Source organism: Nocardia sp. alder85J (assembly GCF_020176955.2).
Lineage (GTDB): Bacteria > Actinomycetota > Actinomycetes > Mycobacteriales > Mycobacteriaceae > Nocardia.
The window spans coordinates 341,556-362,901 of sequence record NZ_JAIUCZ020000005.1 but is presented as its reverse complement, the minus strand read 5'-3'; the positions used below and the strand labels follow the sequence as shown (position 1 = coordinate 362,901).

General features: G+C 69.8%; 15 protein-coding genes and 1 riboswitch. Of the genes, 7 read left to right on the top strand and 8 right to left on the bottom strand.

The window, feature by feature from the left end; translation table 11 throughout:
* Positions 1-156: 156 nt before the first annotated feature.
* Positions 157-2,253, bottom strand: a complete 2,097-nt coding sequence (locus tag LBW94_RS21400) for an AMP-binding protein (RefSeq protein ID WP_225053250.1) — start codon at positions 2,251-2,253, stop codon at positions 157-159.
* Positions 2,254-2,779: 526 nt separating this feature from the next.
* On the opposite strand from LBW94_RS21400, the gene LBW94_RS21395 reads away from it, so the two are divergent.
* On the top strand, positions 2,780-3,787 hold the full coding sequence (locus tag LBW94_RS21395) for an alpha/beta hydrolase (protein WP_225052710.1): 1,008 nt from the start codon (positions 2,780-2,782) through the stop codon (positions 3,785-3,787).
* A 325-nt stretch (positions 3,788-4,112) separates the two neighbouring features.
* On the opposite strand, the gene LBW94_RS21390 is transcribed toward LBW94_RS21395, so the two are convergent.
* From LBW94_RS21390 to LBW94_RS21370, 5 genes are all read right to left on the bottom strand, one after another.
* Positions 4,113-4,925 (bottom strand): SAM-dependent methyltransferase, encoded by an 813-nt coding sequence (locus LBW94_RS21390; protein ID WP_225052709.1) that lies wholly within the window; start codon positions 4,923-4,925, stop codon positions 4,113-4,115.
* A 29-nt stretch (positions 4,926-4,954) separates the two neighbouring features.
* On the bottom strand, positions 4,955-6,280 hold the full coding sequence (locus tag LBW94_RS21385) for a diguanylate cyclase domain-containing protein (RefSeq protein ID WP_225052707.1): 1,326 nt from the start codon (positions 6,278-6,280) through the stop codon (positions 4,955-4,957).
* Between the two features lie 720 nt (positions 6,281-7,000).
* Positions 7,001-7,339 carry a histone-like nucleoid-structuring protein Lsr2 gene (locus tag LBW94_RS21380; protein WP_225052705.1) on the bottom strand — a complete coding sequence of 113 codons (339 nt, stop codon included), beginning with the start codon at positions 7,337-7,339 and terminating at the stop codon, positions 7,001-7,003.
* Between the two features lie 222 nt (positions 7,340-7,561).
* Positions 7,562-9,319, bottom strand: a complete 1,758-nt coding sequence (locus LBW94_RS21375; RefSeq protein WP_225052704.1) for an NRAMP family divalent metal transporter — start codon at positions 9,317-9,319, stop codon at positions 7,562-7,564.
* Between the two features lie 229 nt (positions 9,320-9,548).
* Complete coding sequence (locus tag LBW94_RS21370; RefSeq protein WP_225052702.1) at positions 9,549-9,713, bottom strand: hypothetical protein; 165 nt, start codon at positions 9,711-9,713, stop codon at positions 9,549-9,551.
* Positions 9,714-10,034: 321 nt separating this feature from the next.
* A riboswitch (M-box (ykoK) riboswitch) is annotated at positions 10,035-10,208 on the bottom strand.
* A gap of 118 nt (positions 10,209-10,326) precedes the next feature.
* Between LBW94_RS21370 and LBW94_RS21365 the strand changes: the two genes are divergently transcribed.
* The 3 genes from LBW94_RS21365 to LBW94_RS21355 all read left to right on the top strand — a co-directional run bounded on the left by LBW94_RS21365 (position 10,327) and on the right by LBW94_RS21355 (position 13,272).
* Positions 10,327-11,385, top strand: a complete 1,059-nt coding sequence (locus tag LBW94_RS21365) for a cation diffusion facilitator family transporter (protein ID WP_225052701.1) — start codon at positions 10,327-10,329, stop codon at positions 11,383-11,385.
* Between the two features lie 396 nt (positions 11,386-11,781).
* Entirely contained in the window at positions 11,782-12,810 is a 1,029-nt protein-coding gene (locus tag LBW94_RS21360) for a cytochrome c oxidase assembly protein (protein ID WP_225053248.1), read from the top strand.
* A gap of 111 nt (positions 12,811-12,921) precedes the next feature.
* Positions 12,922-13,272, top strand: coding sequence for a hypothetical protein (locus tag LBW94_RS21355; RefSeq protein ID WP_225052699.1), 351 nt, complete (start codon positions 12,922-12,924; stop codon positions 13,270-13,272).
* 6 nt (positions 13,273-13,278) lie between these two features.
* Here LBW94_RS21355 and lexA read toward each other — a convergent pair whose 3' ends face one another.
* Positions 13,279-13,986 carry a transcriptional repressor LexA gene (lexA, locus tag LBW94_RS21350; RefSeq protein WP_225053247.1) on the bottom strand — a complete coding sequence of 236 codons (708 nt, stop codon included), beginning with the start codon at positions 13,984-13,986 and terminating at the stop codon, positions 13,279-13,281.
* A gap of 335 nt (positions 13,987-14,321) precedes the next feature.
* Between lexA and LBW94_RS21345 the strand changes: the two genes are divergently transcribed.
* The 3 genes from LBW94_RS21345 to nrdR all read left to right on the top strand — a co-directional run bounded on the left by LBW94_RS21345 (position 14,322) and on the right by nrdR (position 16,837).
* Positions 14,322-14,828, top strand: coding sequence for a LysM peptidoglycan-binding domain-containing protein (locus tag LBW94_RS21345; protein ID WP_225052697.1), 507 nt, complete (start codon positions 14,322-14,324; stop codon positions 14,826-14,828).
* Positions 14,829-14,948: 120 nt separating this feature from the next.
* Positions 14,949-16,175, top strand: a complete 1,227-nt coding sequence (locus LBW94_RS21340) for a hypothetical protein (protein WP_225052695.1) — start codon at positions 14,949-14,951, stop codon at positions 16,173-16,175.
* 185 nt (positions 16,176-16,360) lie between these two features.
* Positions 16,361-16,837, top strand: coding sequence for a transcriptional regulator NrdR (gene nrdR, locus LBW94_RS21335; protein ID WP_225052693.1), 477 nt, complete (start codon positions 16,361-16,363; stop codon positions 16,835-16,837).
* Between the two features lie 37 nt (positions 16,838-16,874).
* Here the strand turns inward: nrdR and hrpA are convergent, their stop codons facing one another.
* Entirely contained in the window at positions 16,875-21,278 is a 4,404-nt protein-coding gene (gene hrpA, locus LBW94_RS21330; protein ID WP_225052691.1) for an ATP-dependent RNA helicase HrpA, read from the bottom strand.
* Between the last annotated feature and the right edge of the window lie 68 nt (positions 21,279-21,346).

Genomic DNA, 21,346 nt, shown 5'->3' with positions numbered 1-21,346 from the left:
AGACATCGGTGACGACTTCCTTCCACCCCCGTTACGGCACTGCGGGATCAACGTAACCGTTTCGAGACCCACGGGGGTGACTTTGTCTCGAATAGTGATACTTCGCGAAAACCCCCCGGGTGCCGATCGTGATCGATCACAACATCCGGCGGGCGGTCAGAAAGCGGATTCGTTCAGCACCGTGTCGGTCGAGGGCACGCCGACCAGCAGTCGTTTGAGCACCTTGCCGGTCTCGCCGCGCGGCAGCGACGACAGGAAGGTGACATCGCGGGGGACGGAGAAGCGCCCGAGCCGATGCCGCACATAGGTGCGGATCATGTCCGGATCGAGCCCGAAGCCGTCCCGCTTGACCACGAAAGCCGCCAGTCGCTGGCCGAATTCGCGATCCGGCACTCCCACCACCGCGACGTCGGTGACCTGCGGCAGATACGACAGCGCTTCCTCCACCGGGCGGGGGAAGACGTTCTCGCCGCCGGAGATGATCATCTCGTCGTCGCGCCCGGCGATGAACAGCCGGCCGTCGGCATCGATGTAGCCCAGATCGCCGGTGTCGAGCATGCCGTCGGCCTCCTCCGGCGGCGTCGAGTTCACGTAACCGTCGAACAACATGTGGTTGCCGACGTAGATCCGCCCGGTCGCGCCGATCGGGAGGGTGATGTGGTCGGGCCCGAGCACCGCGACCCGGGTGCCCAGCGGCGGCCGCCCGGCGGTCAGCGGCGCGGTGCGCAGATCCGACGGCGTCGCGACCGTCGCCCACGACACCTCGGTGGAGCCGTACACGTTGTAGAGGATGTCGCCGTAGGTGTCCATGAACCGCAGCACCGCCGCCCCCGACAGCGGCGCCCCGCAGCTGGCGGCGACGCGCAGGCTGGAGGTGTCGTAGCGGGCCCGCACCGAGATCGGCAGATCGAGGATGCGCTGCACCATCGTCGGTACCAGGATCAGCGTGGTGATCGCGTGCTCGGTGATCAGGCGCAGGGTGTCCTCGGCGTCGAACTGCCGCGGCAGCACCACCGTCGCCCGCAGCGCGGTGCTCAACTGCAGCGCCGCCAGCCCCCAGGTGTGGAACAGCGGCGCCGGGATCAGCATGGTCTCGTGCATCTGCAACGGGATGCGCGACAGCAGGGCCGCCACGGTCGCGAAGCCCTTGGGTTCCGGGCGGCGGGCGCCCTTGGGGCTGCCCGAGGTCCCGGAGGTCAGCACGACCAGCTTGCCGGGCCGGCCCGGCCGCCGGAAGCCGCGCGGTGCGCCGGCGATCAGCTCGTCCAGGGTGGTGCGGCCGGGGACCGGCGACCGGCCGTCGGTGCTGAACCGCTGGATGTCCGAGTGCAGATAGCGGACCAGCTCGTCCAGGTCGCCGTCGACGAACAGGTGCCGCAGTCGATGCTGCTGCACGATGTCCTCGATCCGGCGGGCCGCCAGCCCGGCGTTGAGCAGGATCACGTCCACGCCGAGTTTGCCTGCCGCGACCATGGTTTCGACCATGCCGGCGTGATTGTGCGACAGCAGGCCGATGGCGTCGCCGAAGCCGAGGCCCAGTCCGGCCAGTGCGCCGGCCAGGGCGGTGCTGCGCTCGTGCAGGTCGCTGAAGCTGCGCGGGCCCCGCTCGTCGACGATCGCCGCGCGTTGCGGGGTCAGGCCCGCACCGGCCGCGTAGCCGCCGGCCAGGTTGAAGCCCCAGCGGGCCAGGCCGCTCAGCTGCCGGGTGCTGCGCAGCGGACCGGCCACGCGGACCACGCCGGTGCCGATCATCCGGCGTGCCACCTCCGCCCGCTGCCGCAGCGGGGTGTCCTCGCCGTTGACGACCGCGGCCGTCGGGGCGCCGAGTACCACATCGGACAGGCGGCGCAATCCGGCCACCGCCCAGTTCGCGATGTCGGCATTGGTCGCGGCCGCCGCGACCGGATGCACCCGGCCGGCGGCGAAGAAGGTGACGGTGATCCGGGTGCCGCCGCGGCGACCGTCCGGACCGCTCTCGCCGTCGCGCAGCCGGACCGCGGCCAGGCTGCCGGTGACCGGATGGTGCACCTCGAAGAACTGCCCCTCGAGTCCGATCACCAGGTTGGCTGAAAATGTGCTGATTCCGACGTCGGTGTTACCGACCCGGACCTGCCAGAGCGGGTGTCCGCCGATCGTCTCGAGCCGATCGCATGCGCCGATGCCGGTGAAAATACGTGAATAGGTCTGCGCATCGGTGAGCAATTCCCATACGGTATTACGCGTGACGGCCAGTTCTACGGTCACGTCGATCACATCGGTAGCCAAATCAATACACTTCTCGCGGGCCGGTCCGAAGGGTCTGGACCAGTGGGAATATATTTGTAACCGGTGGTGATACGCTTCGTCAAGAAGATCGTACGGCGGCTGTGTCACGATGTGACAGAACGCAATCGGGTAATTGTTCGGTGCAAATTCTACTCGCCGGTAACAAGATTTGGGCGGATTCTGGGGGGAATTGTGAAAAATCCCTGAACAAGCAATCGATTGTTTGTGATCTCGTGCGGTCGTGCGGTATGCCGATCGATTGCTCGATCACGCTACGCCGGTGAGTGTTGCCACGCATGCCGGACGGCGGCGGGCACGTGCCCGCGACCAGCCGGTCAGTGGTGGTGCCAATAGTTTGCTGAAGGGGTGATGCTGGGACTTGCGTCACATCTTCCACAATGTCGAGAAAGCCTGTGAACTGGTAACACGGGTTGCACCTGTATGGTGGCCGCACGGGTTGTCCGGGATGTGCCGGACGGTAGCAATTCGGTTCGACGTGAGTGAGCGTGACGGCATGAATCAGCATTTCCATCGGAACTTTCCGCACGGGTTCGTCCGGATGGCGATGGTTGTGCTGATGACCGCGGCCGGGCTGGGTGGCCTGGGGGCGGGGGCCGCGGCGGCAGCGGAGCCACCGGCCACCGCCGGGGACGGTTCGCACATCGACCACATCGATCGGATCGACGATCGCCGGTCGACGGCGTACGTGTACTCCGCGGCGATGAACCGGATCATCCGGCTGGGCATCGCGCAGCCCGCCACCGCCACCGGTCCGCGACCGGTGCTGTACCTGCTCAACGGCGCCGAGGACGGTATCGACGGCGCCGGTCGCGAGACTTCCTGGCAGACGAAGACCGATATCGTCGACTTCACCGCCGACAAGGACGTCACCGTGGTGACCGTGCTGGACGGCCGGTACACCTACTACACCGACTGGCAGGCCGACGATCCGGTACTCGGTCGCAACAAGTGGACCACCTTCCTCACCGCCGAGTTGCCGCCGCTGATCGACGCCGCGTTCGACGGCAACGGCCACAACGCGATCGCCGGGGTGTCGATGTCGGCCACGTCGGTGCTGTCGCTGGCCGAGGCCGCGCCGGGGCTGTACCGGGGCGTCGGCTCGTTCAGCGGCTGCGCCGAGACCAGTTCGGACCCGGGGCGGCGGTATGTGCAGGCCGTCGTGCTCTCCGGCGGGGGCAATCCGTGGAACATGTGGGGTGTCGACGGGTCGGCGGGCTGGCCGGACAACGATCCGTCCACGCCGGCGAATCTGGCGAAACTCCGGGGCGTCGACCTGTTCGTCACCTCGGGCGGCCCGGCGGCCGTCGCGGCCCCGAGTCCGGCGGGGACGGGGCTGGAGGCGACGGTGACCGGGTGCACCCGGGAACTGGAGACACGGCTGACGGCTGCCGGGGTGCCGGCGACGGTCCGCTACCTCCCCGGCGGCGAGCACGCGTGGCCGTACTGGCAGCAGGCCGTGCACCAGGTCTGGCCCGGACTGGCCGCGTCGCTGTCGCGCTGATCGCTCGGCCGGTGCCGCGCCGAGCGGTGTGCGCGGCCGCAATCAGCAGGTGGACCGGACCCGTCTGGCCGCTCGGTCGCAGCGAATAACGGAGTAGCACTACCAAATCCGGTAGTCGCGGGCCGTCGTGTGACCACGGCTCGGCCCGCATCGTCCGGAGCGCGTCATGTCTGGAACACGTATCCGCAACTAGATGGAGGGAAGGATCAACCGAATGCTTCCGCATCTCTTCGATCAGCTCGTCGGTGCTGTGAACAGCTTCTTCGGGCTGCTGCTCATCCCGTAGCGAGTCGCCGATCGGGTGGCCCGGCAGCGGGCCACCCGATCAGTGCTTCACCGCCACCGCGGCGAAACCGTCCAGCGGATGCAGTTCCGGCAGTGGCTGATCCGGGTCCGGCCGCCACCGCGCCAGATGGACCAGCCCGGGGTCGATCGGTTCCAGATCGCCCAGCAGCTCCAGAATCTCGGCGCGCGTACGCAATCGGTCACCGCGGCCGGTGACCTGCCTGGTCACCTCGAGCATCCGCTCGATCTGCTCGGCGGGACCCTCCCGGGTCAGGTGCGACAGTGCCACATGGCTGCCGGGCGCCAGCACCTCGCGCAGCCGCGCGAAGATCCGCTGGGCCGCCGCGTCGTCGTGGACGAAATGCAGCACCGACACCAGCAGCACCGCGATCGGGCGGGAGAAGTCGAGCAGCCCGGATATCTGCGGGTGGACCAGTACCGCGTCGACATCGGTGAAATCACCGTGCACCGCAGTGGCATTCGGATTTCCGGCCAGCAGCCGGCGGCTCATGGTCACCGCCACCGGATCGACGTCGACGTACACCACGCGCGCCGCGGGATTCACCGCCTGCGCGATCTCGTGCACATTGCCGGCCGTGGGAATGCCGGAGCCGAGGTCCAGATACTGATCCACTCCGGCGGCGGCCAGATATCCCACGGCACGTTGCAGGAATGCCCGGTTGGCCCGCGCCGTGCGAGGCACCTCGGGGATGACCTCGATCATCTTCGCGGCGATCCGCCGATCGACGTCGAAGTTGGCGAAACCGCCCAGGAGGTGGTCGTAAACCCGGGCCGGGCTGGGAATTCGGGGGTCGATGTCATCGGCCGCCCAGTCGGGTAGCAGAGGTTGCACAACCGTTGATACTTCCCGTCGGCGGGCCCTCAGTCCAGATTTGTGTTGTGTGATGTGCCGAGCGTTGTGCGGCGGTCGGCGCCGGGGCAGGGCGCGTGCAGCACCCAGCGGTTCGGACCGGCGGCCTTGGCCCGGTACAACCCGGCGTCCGCGGCGTTGAGCAGATGTTCCGCGTCGACCCCGGACACCGGGGTGACCACGGCACCGAGGCAGGCCGAGATGGTCAGGTGGTGGCCGTCCACCGGAATCGGCTCGGCCACCGCCTGGAGCAGGGTCTCGGCCACCGCGGACACCCGGTGGACGTCGCAGGGCGGCGGGAACAGCACCACGAACTCGTCGCCGCCGACCCGGGCCAGCAGTTCCGGCCCGGCATGCCGGGCCAGCCGGGCGGCGACCGCCGCGAGCAGCCGGTCGCCGGTGCCGTGGCCGTAGGTGTCGTTGACCGCCTTGAAACCGTCCAGATCCAGGAAGCCCAGCCCGATCTCGTCGCCCGGCGCCGCGGCGGCCAGCAGGGCGGCCATGGTGTCGACCAACTGCCGGCGATTGGGCAGGCCGGTGAGCGGGTCGTGGCGGGCCTGCCGGTGCAGTTCGGCCTGGAGGGCGCGGCGCTGGGTGGTGTCCTCGCCGACGATCAGCAGATACGCGGCGCGAGCGCCGGATTCGGGCACCAGCGTGACCGCCCAGGCCGCCCAGCCGATGCCGCCGTCGTGGCGGGCGTAGCGCAGTTCCAGCCGCATGGTCCCGGCGCCCGCGGCGAGCAGTTCCTCGGTGATGCGGGCGCGCATCTCCTCCCGGTCGCCGGGATGGATCAGATCGGCCACCGGCCGGCCGCGCAACTGCCCGAGAGGCAGCCCCAGCATGGCGGTGAGCGCCGGATTGGCGTCCACCATCCGGCCCTGGGCGTCGCCGATACCGATCGCGACGGCGGCATTGTCGAACACCACCCGGAACCGGAGTTCGGCGGCATTGCGGGCCTCGGCCATCGCGGTGTGCAGCATCTCCTGGTGCCGGGCCCGGGTGGCCAGCAGCTCGTCGGTATAGCCGCGGGTCAGCGCGCCGAGTGCGGCCAGCAGGCGATCGGTGTGTGGCGCAAGGGTTTCCGCCAGCGGCGCCAGGGCGGCGAAGGAGCGGGACAGCACCTGCGGATCGGTCAGATTGGCCCGCACCAGATCGGCGCCGACCACCACCGCACCGGCGGCGTCGAACGGTTCGGTGCCGACCACCGCGGCCAGCCGGTGCAGCGCATCGGTCAGCAGGTCCTCCAGTTCGCGGATCGGCATCGGCACGAAGCCGGTGTCGGCCACCGCGATTCGCCACTGCCGTGCCAGGTCCGCGAATTCGCGATCGTGTGTCAAGAGCTCACCCCCGCGAATCCGACGCCGAACCAGGGCACCAGACTACCGCGCCGCGGAGGCACAGCCGGACCGGCACGGAAGTACCGAACCTATCCATTCGCTGTGAATCACGTTGTGACAGTGCCGATCAGTGGAAAACCCGCTAGGCTGTCGGTTGAGCCTCGGTCGATGACCCCCCGATCGGGCCGCGGCTCATTGCGCCCGCCGAGTCCGATTCCCTCAATTTCCCCCTCGGCGGGCGCCCCTCTCTTCTTCCACCCCCTGCGCTGCGGCGATGTCGATGGGTGGTGTGCGGTCCGGCGCCGTAACGCGCGCCGTCGCGATTGTCGCTCACATCCGGACAACGAACTGTCCCAGACACGGTGTGTGTCCCAGACACGGTGTGGCAGTACGGAAATGGCTCGTTCGATTGCTGTCGCAGTTACGCCGGTTGCTCCAACGCGCAGTGCGGAATCCACGCGGCGATCACCGGAGGCGCATTCGGCGGGTGCGGCCGCGCAATCGGTGTGCACAACAATCACTCTGGTCTTTTCCGGGAGCGGTGACCAGTGCCCGAGGGGGTTCGAGACGGCGACGAAATGCTCTTGCGCGGCAACGGGATCTGTGCCGGTTCGTGGTCGTTCGCCCAGGTCGGGTACGGAAACGATTCGGCCGGACCGGGTTTCGCCGGCTTGCAGCGGAAACCAGGACCGGCCGATTCGACGTATCGCGCCGGTGGCGCTACTTGTTGGCTTTGTGGTACGCGGCGACGATCTCGGACGAAATTCGCCCACGAGCGGACACGTTGTAGCCGTGTTTCTTCGCCCATTCCCGGATCGCCACCGTCTGCTCGCGGTCGGCGCTCGACTTACGTGGAGCCGGGCCGCCACCCACCTTCAGCCGGCCCACCTTCCGGGCCTTTTCGGTCCAGGGCTCGAGCGACCCCCGGAGTTTGCCGGCATTCAGGGTTGACAGATCGATTTCATAGGCCACGCCATCGATCGAGAACTGCACGGTCTCATCCGCTTTGGACTTCCCGTCGTAATCGTCGATGAGTGTGACGGTGACCTTCTTGGCCATGAGCGAGCCCTTTCACACGGACACACGGATCATCTGGGATTGTGTATACCGTACCCCAGCGCTGTCGGCGACCGCGAACCCGGCGTATTTCGGCGTTTCTCGCGGGGAATGCAGAAAGGGCTGGAAAACAATGCAGGGGGCGAATTCCGGGCCATTCGGATACGCGAATCCCGTGGTCAGCGGGTATCCGGGGAACCGGAGCGGCTCCCCGGGCGAACCGCCTCAGCCGCCGATGGACTCGACGACGCGCACCACGACCAGCACCACCGCAATGGCCAGGTAGCCACGCAGCGCGAACATGCCTGCGGTGCGCAACCCCGAGAACGCCGGGCGTCGCAGGGTATCCAGCGCGGGGGTGCGCCAGGTGTCGCGATCCTGCTCGACGATGGCCTTGCGCTCCGACCGTGACAGTGGTGTCGCGTCCAGTTCCTCCACTTGATCCGGATCGAGGCCGCCCAATTCCGCCGCGGTGCGTTCGGCGGCCCGGCGATCGCCGCGATGCTTGGCCAGCGCGATTCCGGCGCCGCCGGCCAGTCCGGCCACGGCGCCCGCGCCGAATCCGAATTCCAGTGTCCGGGTGGAAACGCCGGGGAAGAACGTGGCCGTGGTCAGCGCCAGCGACAGCAGCACCAGTGACCACACGATGACGCCCGCCAGGATGTTCTGCCGAGTGGTGTTCACCCACGGTCCCAGCACCGCCTTGTCGTTGCACAGCAACACCAGGAATACCGTCGCCGACGGCAGCAGGACTCCGGCGAGCGCCTGCACGCCCTGGGTGATCAGACCCAGCACGTGGTCGGGGCTGAACGTGACCGCGCCCGCGACGCCCAGCAGCAGGGCGTAGCCGAGATAGAACGCCGGCGCCTCGGAGATCTTCCAGTGCAACGAGTGCCGCTTGCCCAGGGTGTCGCCGAGGGCGTAGGTGGTGGCCAGGCCGACGGCGTTGGCCCCGATCAGCGACGCGTCCAGCAGCAGGATCGCGAACAGCGCACCCGCGGTGCCGCCGAGGTGGTCGCGCAGCGCGTGCGCGACGGCCCCGGCATCGGTGAAGGCGCCGGTCGCGCCGTGCAACCCGAAGGCGGTGGCGGCCATGATCGCGACCGCGCCCACCATCACCACCACGATGCCGACGCACAGGTCGATGCGCTCGTACCGGATCCAGCGCGGGGTGATGCGCTTGTCGATGATGTTGGACTGCTGGAAGAACAGCTGCCAGGGCGCGACGGTGGTGCCGACGATGGAGACGATCAGCAACAGCAGGGTGGCGTTCATCCCGCCGGGGAACGAGGGCAGGAAGCCCTTGCCGATGGCGCCGGCGCTCGGATGCACCAGGAACGCCAGCGGGAACATCACGATGTTGATCGCGATCAGCCCGAACAGGAATCGCTCCCAGCGCCGGAACGAGCCACCGGCCACCATCGCGAACAACAGCACCGCCGCCAGCGGCACCGAGACCGCCTTGGGCAGGCCGAAGTAGCCGAGCGCCATCGCGACGCCGATGAACTCGGTGACGATCGTCAAGGCGTTCACCACGAACAGATCGCCGACACTGAATGCGCCCCAGAACTTCCCGAAGCGGGCGAAGATCAGCCGGGCGTGCCCGACCCCGGCGACGGCGCCCAGCCGCACCACCATCTCCTGGTTCACGTACAGCACCGGGATGAGCAGCAGCAGTGTCCAGGCCAGCGCCATGCCGTAGTTCTGCCCGGCCTGGGCGTAGGTCGCCACACCGCCGGCGTCGTTGTCGCCGACCATCACGATGAGGCCGGGGCCGAGGACGGCGAGCAGCATCCGGAATCGCTGCGCGCGGCTGTGGCCGTGCCGGGTGTCGTCCTCGCGGATGGTGCCCAGCGCGCCGACGATGTCGCCGACGTGTGCGCTGTCCATGACGGCGGTGGAGGTGCGCGGCGGCGCCACGGTGGGGGTCGCCACGGTGGGGGTGTTGCGCCGGCTCCCGCCGGCGGAGGAGAAGAAGGCCATCGCCGTTGTCTCCCTTTCTGAACTCGGTCGGTACGAACTGCGGTTCAGGGGTGGGCGCCGAGCCGGCGGATGCGGTGGCCGGGAGAGGCTTTCGCCCGTTCCGGCCACCGGCGTCCCCGGCACCGCGGCCACACCTGGAGGGACCGACACCGGCCGCGCTGCCGGAACTGTCGGAGGTGAGTGTCGAAAGATGGTGCGGCGCAACGGATGTCGATGCGCTGCCACGCCGTCAGTGGCGGGTGTGCCCGCCGAGGGAAGCGGTGACGACCGCGACGGGGGTGTGCGACAGCCGCAGGTTGTCGCGCTCCTGCGGGGTGAGGCGGTAGCGCGCGCGGAGCCGGCGGGCCGGGCCGCCGAGGGCCGCGAGCACGGTGGTGCGACGGGTGTGGGTCATGACGAGCCCCTTCGGGAAGGATGGCCTGCCACAACGGATTTCGCGCGATCGAGCGCACGCCGGACCGGCACCGGCATCCCCGGGTGGACGCGTGGGAGCGTCACGGGGATCGGTGCGAGGTGAACGGCTCAGGCGTGGATCGAGCGGTTGCAGCAAGCCGGGAACGAACCGGATTTTCGAACCGGACTACTCGGATACGGACTATCACCGGACTTCATGTCGTCCCCTCACCTCCTTGCTGCCGAGACGCACGCGAGCGTCGTTCCGCTACCACAGATCGGCACCGGGGGAGCGGGAGCAATTCCGCCGAACGGGCGGGAAAGCGCACCCCTCTCGTCAGAGCTTCGGCACTGTACGACGTGTCCCGGCCGGGCCGGGAAGCCACTTCGGATCACCCCTTAATCCGGGGAGATCTGTCCTAACCCTGGGCGTCTCTCGACGTCGTCGGATCAGTGGCCTGTGTTCGTACAGGAGCCTCGCCTAGCGAGGTGCTGACCACGGAAATAGTGAACCCGCATCCCGCATAAGTCAAGTCGCTCGCGCGCGGCTCCTTGCATACATAGCGATGTGTGCATACTATCGCGGTGAACGGGCGGAACGAGAGGAGGGCGCGGTGGGCGCAGCACACGGGTCCGGCCACGCGCATGCGGGGCACCAGCACGCGGGCCACGGGCAGGGCAGCGCGGACAGCGACCGGCGCTGGCTCGCGGGCGCCCTGGTGGCGATCGTGCTCTTCATGATCGGTGAGGTGATCGCCGGTGTGATCGCCGGATCGCTGGCCCTGCTGTCGGATGCCGCGCACATGCTCACCGACGCCGCGTCGATCGCGCTGGCGCTGGGCGCGATGCGGTTGGCCGCCCGCCCCGCCTCCGGGCGGATGACCTTCGGCTGGCGGCGCGTCGAGATCCTCTCCGCGCAGGCCAACGGACTGACCCTGATCGGGCTCGGCATCTGGCTGGCGGTGGAGGCGGTGCGCCGCCTGATCCACCCGCCGGCGGTCACCGGTGGTCTCGTCCTGGGTGTGGCCCTGGTCGGCATCGTGGTGAACATCACGGCGACCTGGATGATATCCCGCGCCAACCGCAGCAGCCTGAACGTCGAGGGCGCGTTCCAGCACATCCTCACCGACCTGTTCGCCTTCATCGCCACCGCCGTCGCCGGTCTGGTCATGTGGCTCACCGGCTTCGCCCGCGCCGACTCCCTCGCGACGCTGGTGGTGGTCGTGCTGATGCTGCGGGCCGGTATCGAACTGGTCCGCGCGGCCAACCGCATCTTCCTGGAGGCCGCCCCCGCCGACCTGGATCCGAACGAGATCGGCCGCGCGATGGCCGCCCGCGACGGCGTGGTCGAGGTGCACGACCTGCACATCTGGGAGATCACCTCGGGCACCCCGGCGCTGTCGGCGCACATCCTGGTCGAACCCGGCCACGACTGCCACGCGGTCCGCGCCGACCTGGCCCACTGGCTCGCCGACACCCACCACATCGGCCACGCCACCCTCCAGGTCGACCACGCCCGCGCCGCGCTGATCCAACTCGGTGCCGCCGCCGATCCGCACAACGGCGACCTGCACTGCGGCCCGGACACCCACGACGGCGACGCTCCCGATGAACACTGCGGCGACGCCCACGGCCCCGCCCACCGCCGCCCGGAAACCGCCGCCGGTCACTGACGGCGGGCTGACCGCGCCGGACCCGCAGCCGAGTGCGGCCGCGTCTCGGCATCAGGACCGGCTCGCCACCCCGGCACGAGCAGCGCGCACCGAGCGGCGGCCGGACCCGCGCGCATCGACGAGACAGGACTTTCTCAGCGCGGCGACCGAGGTGTGCGCTCGCAGCGGCGCCCTCCACCGGACCCGTTCGCCTACCCGGTTTTCGTGTGGCCGCGCGGCGGTTTCGGCGGTCGCGGCCATGGTTCGGCACCCGCCGGACGCGGGTCGATCCGTTCATCGCTGTTGCGAGCCCGCGGCGATCGCCGGGCGGAGCCCAACACCGTGATCGCTGCCGGTTTTCCGGGGGCGGGGGCGGGGACCGTCGGAGGGAGGCCGATAATCGCCCGGGTGGGATTGATGTCGACGCCGCTGACCATACAATCCGTCTTCGAATCCTGGCGCTGGGACGCGTCCACGGTGGTGCTCACCGTGGCGCTCGCGGCGGGATACGGTGTGGCCCGGGCGCGCGCGGCGCGCCGGGGCGAGTCCGCGCCCGCCGGGCGGGCGGCCGCATTCCTGCTGATGGGCACGGGTGTCTGGCTGCTGACCGGGATCAGCGCGATCGGCGCGTATTCCGACACCCTGTTCTGGGTGCGGGCGTTGCAGACGCTGCTGCTGTTGTACGTGGTGCCGTTCGGGCTGGCCGCCGGACGACCGGTGACCGTGCTGCGCGGGGCCCTCGGGCCCGGCGGCCGGGCGTGGGTGGACCGGGCCCTGGCCTCGTCGTTCGCGCGTGCGGTGACCTACCCGCTGGTGGCGTCGCTGCTGGTGCTCGCGACGCCGTGGATCCTGTTCCTGTCACCGTGGTTCGAGGTGGTGCTGCGGCACGGCGCGGCCGATGCGCTGACGCGAATCCTGTTGGTGGCCATCGGTTTCCTGTACTTCTACTCCCGGTTGCAGACCGATCCGGTGCCGCATCGGTACTCGCAGTCGATCTCGCTGCTGATCACCGTGTTCGAGTCGCTGGCCGACGGCATCCTGGGGCTGGCGCTGTGGCTCGGGCCGTTGGTCGCCGCCGGGTACTACGGCGGGATCGGCCGCACCTGGGGGCCGGATCCCCGGATGGACCAGATCATCGGGGCCGGCATCATCTGGGTGCTCGGCGATGTGCTCGGGTTGCCGTATCTGCTGACGCTGATGCGGTCCTGGGCGGCGGACGAGCGGCGGCACGCACGTGAGCTCGACGCGGCCCTGGATGCGCTCGAAGTGGGCACCGCCGACGATTCGGGCGAACAGTCGGCAACTATCATGGCGGCGAGGTCGGGCCGGGGCGGCGGCCGGATTCGCGGCGCGGTGACCGCCCCGGCCGAGAACAGAGAAGAACCGCCGACCACCGGACTCTGGTGGGAGAATGATCCGCAGCTGCGGGAGCGCTTCCGGCGCTGAGTGTCCGGATCGTCCCGCGCTCGGGAGTGCCCGGACCGCTGCTGGCAGCTTTATGGCAACACTCGCGCCGTAGTCATCGAAATCTCATGATCGACCGTCGATGATGAGTGCGTGCAACGACTCCGCCGCTCCGTCGCGCCCGTCGCCGGTGCGCTCGCCGCCCTCGCTGCCACGGCCGTGACCGGCGCCGGGCCGGCCGTGGCAGCGCCGCTGGCCACCCTCCGGGGTGGCGCCACCATCACCGCGCACGTCATCGGTGAACGACCCGGGTACCGGTGTCAGATCGCGGCGCACGATGTCGACGGCCCCTGGCGACCGGTCGGGGCCGACGGTGTCGTCGACCTCGATTCGGGGCGGCTGCCGACCGGACGGCACGTGGTGAGCGTGCTCTGTGAGGATCGCGGCCGCGGCGACGGCACCGTGCACACCGTCGCCCGCAACACCGAGGTGTTCACGCGCTGACCGGCGTCAGATTTTGCGGATCACCGTGACGACCTTGCCGAGGATGCGGGCGTCGTTACCTGGGATCGGCTCGAACAGCGGGTTGTGCGGCAGCAGCCAGACGTCCTTGCCGGTGCGCTTGAAGGTCTTCACCGTCGCCTCGCCGTCGATCATCGCCGCGACGATGTCGCCGTTGTCCGCGACGTTCTGCTGCCGGACGACCACCCAGTCGCCGTCGCAGATGGCGGCGTCGACCATCGACTGGCCGACGACCTTGAGCAGGAACAGCGAGCCCTCGCCGACCAGTTCGCGCGGCAGCGGGAACACGTCCTCCACCGCCTGCTCGGCGAGGATCGGGCCACCGGCGGCGATCCGGCCGAGGACCGGGACGTAGGTCGGTTCCGGATGTTCGGCCGAGTGCTCGGCCGACACCGACCGCAGGTGGCCGCCGGTGGCGCGCAGCACCGTCTCGTCGAGGCCGCGGACATCCACCGCGCGTGGGCGATTCGGGTCGCGGCGCAGGTAGCCCTTGCGCTCCAGTGCCCGCAGTTGATGGGCCACCGAGGAGGTCGAGGTGAGGCCGACGGCGTCACCGATCTCGCGGATGCTCGGCGGATAGCCGCGTTCGCTCACCGAACTGCGGATGACCTCGAGCACCTTGCGCTGCCGGACGGTGAGATCCGCCGCGCCGCCGGATGATCCGGCGCCCTCGCTGTCGATCGCACCGTCATCGATCGCCCCGGCATCGATGGCGACGCCGGCCACGTCGTCGTGCCCGTCCGCCGGATATTCGCTCACGGTCGCCGTCCTCCGTTTCGTCTGTACTGCTCGTTCGTACTGCACTGCTCGCTTACGTACCGCGGTCCGTACTGCGGGTGCTTCGAATGTAGTCCGGTCAACTGCCGGTTTCAAACATCTGTTCGACGCATGTCGCCCGAAGCGATGACTTCGTCGGTGCCGCATGGTAGAAATTCGAACAGTTGTTCTTCGAACGGATGATCGAAAAACTCGAACTCGCGTCCCGCCCCACCGATCCCTCTCGTCTCGCACACCCTCCCGGAGGTCCCCCGATGCGCACTGCGATCAGCGAATTCGATACGGCCACCGCCGAATCGGCCCCCGTCACCGGGGTGCCGCGGCGGTCGGCGGGCGGCCCCCGCTCGGCCGCGTACGCCTGTCTCGCCGGTGCGCAATCGCCCAGGTCCCGGCAGCCCGAGGCGGCGCCGGTGCGGATGGCGGGCCGCCCGCGCGGTCTCGACGCGGCGGCGCGGGTGGAACGGGCGCAACTCGGGCTGGCCACGCTCGCGGCGGCCGCACTGCTCAGCGCGGCGGCGGTGGCGGGCCTGATCGCGTTGGCGCAGATCCGTTCCGGCGAGCCGAACGACGCGCACACCGCGCTGGTGCAGGTGGCTGAGGGTGAGTCGCTGGCCGATGTGGCGCAGCGGGTCGATCCGGCGGATCCGGTCCACGACGTGGTGCAGCAGATCGTGCAGCTCAACGGTTTACGCGGCGCGGAGGTGTCGCCGGGGCGCACCCTGGTGGTGCCCGTGCGCACCGGCAGGCAGCACGCGCGGTAGGGCGCTCCGGTCACCCGAGGTGGCCGGGATCCTCGATCCGCAGCTGAAACGTGTTGCTAATCTCCTCGGAGTGCGTCCCGGGCCGCGGCGGCCCGCCAACGAGGTCGGGGGCTCGGCAACATGCGACCGTTCATCGCCTTCTGGGCCGGGCTGCTGGCCGGTGTGCTGGTGGCGCTGGCCGCGGCCCCCGTGGCCTCGGCCGAACCGGCCTATCGCGATCTGCTGGACCTGCCCGTCCGCGATGACGGCAGCGCCGCCGGTGGGCTGAATCCCGCACTGCCGCTGGATCTTCCGGCGCTACAGGCCGCGGTCGAGCAGGCCCGGGCCGACGACGTCCCGCCCCGGCGGTACGCCACCCTGCTCGAGCAGTACTGGCTGGTCGTCGCCACCGGCCACGCGGATATCGATCTGGGCGGGTGGGATCCGGGCCGCGGCGTCGCGGCCAACTCCCGCACCTTCACCCAGGTGTACGTGAACTATCTGCGGCTGGCGACCGAGCATCCCGAATTCGCCTGGGCGGGACTGGCCGGGCTGGCGGGCGGATCGTTCGCCGCCGGATACTTCGACATGGGTGACATCGGCGCCGCGATCGATCTGCCGGGCATCCATCAACTCGGTTCGGCGGTGGCCGATCTGCTGGCGCGCACCCCGGCACCCCGGGTCGATCTGCTGCCGCCGGATGTGCGCCTGCTGGGTCTCGACGGCCCGCGGCTCACCGCCGACGATCTCGCCTGGTATCAGACCCGGCTACTGGTGATGCAGAAGCACATCTTCCTCGATCAGGTGCCCATGCACGAGGCGTATGCCGCCGGGGGACTGCCGGCCGTCGAGGAGATGTACCGGGCCGGCGTGCTCGACGACAATGCCCTCGCCGCATGGCATTCCGTCGCGGCCGGGACCGCCGCGGGCGACGCCGACGCGCTGCAGCGGATGACCGACCGCGAGCAGAACCAGATCGTCGCCGCGCAGTGGGACGAGACCGCCGGCGGGCGGGGCGCGATGGGCCGGGTCATGACCTACGTCAGCACCCTGGTGGGCAAGGCGGCGGTGCCGGGTGTCCGGGCGCCGGGCGTCTATCGGCCGGTCACGCTCAGCGCCGAGGTGGACGGCCGCCCGGCCACCCTGCGGACGGCGCTGCCCGATTTCGATTGGGCCGACCGGGCGCCGCGCTGGCAGTACATCACCGCCGACCTGTTGCCGCGCTACACCGATCTGCGGCGCGATCCGGTCGTGGCCCACGCCGTCGTCGCCGAACCCTTCCTCGCGAAACTGGCGCGCGGGCGCATGGTGCCGCGGTTGCCCGATCTGCTCGCCGATCTGACCGACGGCTGGCAACTCGGCTGGTGAGGGCCCGGAAGGACAGGTCCGTACCAGGAGTCGGATACATTCGAGTATCCTGAAGCTGCTGTGAAGCGATACGACCTGCTGGTGCGGTATACCCTATCGCAGGGTACAGAGCCCTGAACAAAAGCTGGCCGGCTGCGCCGCCGATCGCGGTGTGACGGCGAGTCCGCATCGACGAAGGATTTCGGATGCATTGCCCGTACTGCCGACACCCCGATTCGAGGGTGGTGGATTCGCGTGAGGCCGAGGAAGGCAGCGCGATCAGGCGCCGTCGCGCCTGTCCGCAGTGCGGTCGCCGGTTCACGACGGTCGAGACCGCCATCCTGTCGGTGGTCAAACGCAGCGGCGTCACCGAACCGTTCAGCCGGGAGAAGGTCATTCGCGGCGTGCGGCGCGCGTGCCAGGGCCGCGAGGTCGACGACGACGCCCTGAACCTGCTGGCCCAGCAGGTCGAGGACGCGGTGCGCGCCAAGGGTTCTCCCGAGGTGCCCAGCCACGAGGTGGGGCTCGCGATCCTCGGCCCGCTGCGCGACCTCGACGAGGTCGCCTATCTCCGTTTCGCCTCGGTCTACCGATCCTTCAGTTCCGCCGAGGATTTCGAGCGCGAGATCGCCGAACTGCGCCGCCACCGGGCCGACCACACGGTGATCGCCGGCGCCGAATGAGCCGGGCGTGCGGCCGGTTCCGGGATTGCGGAGCCGGTCAGCGCGCGGGGCGGCTCGGCGGCGCGGTGCGGACCGCCGCGACGGCCTTCTCGATTCGCTTGGCGGACACCGGATACGGCGTGCCGAGCTGCTGGGCGAACAGGCCGACCCGCAATTCCTCGATCATCCACCAGATCTCGGTGACGTCGCGGCCGGTGCGGCGGGCCTCCGGGAGCGCGTCGAGCAGGCGCTGATAGGCGTCCAGCGCGCGGTCGAGTTCGGCCACGCCCTGCCGATCGCGGTTCGCCGAGCCGGGCAGGGCCGTCAGCCGTGCCGCCGCGCCCTGGAGGTAACGCGGCAGTTCCCGCAGCCGGGTACTGCCGAATTCGCTGACGAAGCCGGGGAATACGAGCTCGTCCAACTGTTGCCGGACATCCTCGGCGATATCGCGATCCGTGGCGCCGGACAGCGCCGCGCGGACGCGGTGTGCCTCGGCGAGCACCGGCACCACCAGTCGCACGATCCGGGCGACGGCGGCGCCGAATTCCGGCCGGATCCGTTCCACCAGCGCGCGGAACTGCTCCGGGCTGCGCACCGGCCCGCCGTGGGCGGCGATCAGCTCGTCGGCGGCGCACGCCCGGACGTCCTCGATCAGCGCGTCCAGCGAACCGTACGGATTCTGGCTCAGCGCCAGCCGATCCGCCGGCGCCAGCCCCGCGGTGGCGGCGCGCGCGGAGGCGGGCAGCTCCCGCAGCACCAGCGCCCGGGTGCCGGCCCGCATGGCGGCAGCCTGGCGGGCGGGCGACGCCAGCACTCGCACGGCCACGCCGTCGCCCTCGGGCACCAGCGCCGGATATCCGGTGATGGTCTGACCGCCCACCTCCCGCTGCACCGTCGGCGGCAGGGTGCCCAGTGATTCCGAGGTCCACGCCACCGCCGGCGCCCGTTCGGACGCCCGTGTCGCGCGCGCCACCGACTTCGACACCTGGTCGGAGAGACGGGTTTTCAGGGTGGCGAGGCTCTTGTCACGGTCCACGATCGTGCCGTCGGGCGTGGTCGCGGCGAAGGTGACGCGCAGATGGTCCGGCAGTCCCGCCGGATCCAGTTCGGCCGGTGTGATGGTGATCGCGCCCAACTGCGACAGTTCCCGGGCCAGCCCGGTCCGCAGCGGCTCCGCGCGCGGGGTGAGCCGGGCCAGCGCCGCCCGCGCGAAGTCTGGAGCCGGAACCACGCTGCGCCGCAGGTGTTTCGGCAGCGTCTTGATCAGCGCCGCCGCCAGCTCCTCGCGCATCCCCGGCACCAGCCAGTCGAAGCCGACCGCGCGTACATGCGCCAGCTGCGCCACCGGAATATGCACCGTCACACCGTCATCGGCCTGGCCGGGCTCGAACTGGTAGGTGAGCGGGAAGGTCAGCTCGCCCTGGCGCCAGCTGTCCGGGAACGCGGTCGGATCCAGCACCGCGGCGTTCTCGTTGACCACCGTCGACGCCGAGAAGTCCAGCAGTGCAGGGTCTTTGCGCTGTGCCCTGCGCCACCAGGTGTCGAAGTGCCGCACCGAGACGATGTCGGCGGGCAGCCGCCGATCGTAGAAGTCGAACAGCACCTGGTCGTCGACGAGGATGTCGCGGCGGCGGGCCCGGTTCTCCAGATCGGCGACATCCTCGAGCAGATCCCGGTTGCGCTGGAAGAACTCGTGCCTGGTCTGCCATTCGCCCTGGACCAGGGCATGCCGGATGAACAGTTCCCGGGACAGCTCGGCATCGATGCGGCCGAAATCGACCCGGCGTTGCGCGGCCAGCGCAATCCCGTACAGCGTCACCCGCTCGTAGGCCATCGCCGCACCGCGCTTGCTCGACCAATGTGGTTCGGAGTAGGTGCGTTTCACCAGATCACCGGCGAGCCGCTCGGCCCACTCGGGTTCGATGCGCCCGGCCATCCGGCCCCACAGCCGCGAAGTCTCCACCAGCTCGGCCGCCATCACCCACCGCGGCGGTTTCTTGGCCAGCGCCGATCCGGGGAAGATCATGAACTTCGCCCCGCGCGCCCCGAGGAACTCCCGGGTCTCGGCCTCCCGCAACCCGATGTGCGACAGCATGCCCGCCAGCAGCGACTGATGGATGTTCCCGAGATCCCACGGTAGCCCGTCGGAATCCGTTCCCGTCGTGACGGTTTCGGCTGCCGGACCGCGCCCGGAATCCGGCTGCCCGGAACGACCGGCAAGCTGCTGCCCACCGCGCCCGGATCGCTGTTGCCCCGCGCCGCCGGAGTGCGGATTCCCGGCACGCAGCCGCTGTCCGGAACCGCCGGACTGCCGTTGTCCACCCTCGGATTCCCGCTGCCCGCCGCCGGAGTGTCCTGGCCCGGTGCCGCCGGACTGTGTCCCGTCGGACCGCCGTTGCCCAGCGCCACCCGAGTGCGATCGATCGGGACCACCGGACCGGGTATCGCCGGATCGCCGTCTGCCGGAGCCGCTGGACCGCGGTTGATCCGAGCCGCCGGAGTGCCGTTCCCCGGAGCCGCTGGACTGCGACTGCCCCGCATCGCTGTCGCGGTCGCTGCCGCCGTCCCGATCGGACCCGCCGGTGCGCTCCGTCGTCCAGCCGAGCCCGCGGGTGATGGTGCGCAACTGCCCCTGGAGGTCCTGCCATTCCCGGATCCGCAGGTAGTGCAGGAACTCGTCCCGGCACATGCGGCGGAACTGGTTGGACGACAGCGCCTTCCGCTGCTCGGTCAGGTAGTCCCACAGCCGCAGGTGGGCGAGGAAGTCCGAACCCTCGACGAGGAAGCGGGCGTGTTTGGTGTCGGCGGCCTGCTGGAATTCGGCCGGGCGTTCGCGGACGTCCTGGATCGACAGCGCCGCCACGATCACCAGGACCTCGGCCAGGCAGCCGTTGCGGTTGGCCTCCACCAGCATGCGCGCCATCCGCGGATCGACCGGCAGCTGCGACATCTCGCGGCCCACGGCGGTCAGCGACAGCTCGCCTGCCGGTTCCCGGTCGGCGGCGTCGGCGCGGCCCAGTGCGCCCAACTCCTCGAGCAGTCCGATGCCGTCGCGGATGGCACGGCGGTCCGGCGGCTCCACGAACGGGAAGTTCTCGATATCGCCCAGGCCCAGCGCCGTCATCTGGAGGATCACCGCGGCCAGGTTGGTGCGCAGGATCTCCGGTTCGGTGAAGGCCGGGCGCGAGTCGAAATCGTCCTCGGAGTATAGCCGGACGCAGATGCCGTCGGCGACACGGCCGCAGCGGCCGGACCGCTGGCGCGCCGACGCCTGCGAGATCGGCTCGATCGGCAGGCGCTGCACCTTGGTACGCATCGAATACCGGGAGATACGAGCGCTTCCCGGATCCACCACGTAGCGGATGCCCGGCACCGTCAGCGAGGTCTCGGCCACGTTGGTGGCCAGCACCACGCGACGGCCGGTGTGCGGCTCGAAGACCCGGTGCTGTTCGGCGGCCGACAACCGCGCGTACAGCGGCACGACCTCCGTGCGCGGCAGCCGCAGATCCCGCAATGCGTCTGCGGTGTCCCGGATCTCGCGCTCACCGGACAGGAACACCAGCACGTCGCCGTCGCCCTCGGCGAGCAGTTCGGTGACGGCGTCGCCGATGGCGTCGACCGGATCGCGGTCCACCACCCGCGGATCGTCCTCGTCCTCCTCGTCGGAGCGGGCCGAAACCTCCAGGGCCAGTGGCCGATAGCGGATCTCCACCGGATACGAGCGGCCGGATACCTCGACGATCGGCGCGGGCGTGCCGTCGGCGGCGGCGAAATGCCGGGCGAACAGTTCGGGATCGATGGTCGCCGAGGTGATGATCACCTTCAGATCGGGCCGCTTCGGCAGCAACTGCTTCAGGTAGCCGAGCAGGAAGTCGATATTGAGGCTGCGCTCGTGCGCCTCGTCGATGATGATGGTGTCGTAGCGGCGCAGCATCCGGTCGCGCTGGATCTCGGCGAGCAGGATGCCGTCGGTCATCAGCTTCACCAGCGTCCGGTCCGACACCTGATCGGTGAATCGCACCGAATAGCCGACCACGTCACCGAGTTCGGTGCCGAGTTCCTCGGCGATGCGTTCGGCGACGGTGCGCGCGGCCAGCCGCCGCGGCTGGGTGTGGCCGATGACACCGCGGATTCCGCGACCCAGCTCCAGGCAGATCTTGGGGATCTGCGTGGTCTTGCCGGAGCCGGTCTCACCCGCGATCACCACGACCTGATGCGCGGCGACGGCCGCGGCGATGTCGTCGCGGCGGGCGGACACCGGTAACTGTTCGGGATAGCGGATCGCGGGCACCGCCGCGCGGCGGGCCCGGATCCGGCCTTCGGCGGCCGTGATCTCGGCCTCGAGATCGTCGAGATTGCCGCGGGCCTGGTCGAGCCGCTGGCGCAACCGGTGTTCGTCGCGGATCGAGAGATCGGCCAGGCGGGTGCGCAGCTCGCGGGGAATGGCGGCGGTCCTGGTCATTGCACTGTTCAGGGTAGCGAATCGTGATGCGGGGTGACGGACGGCGGTCGGCTACTGCGGTTACCGAA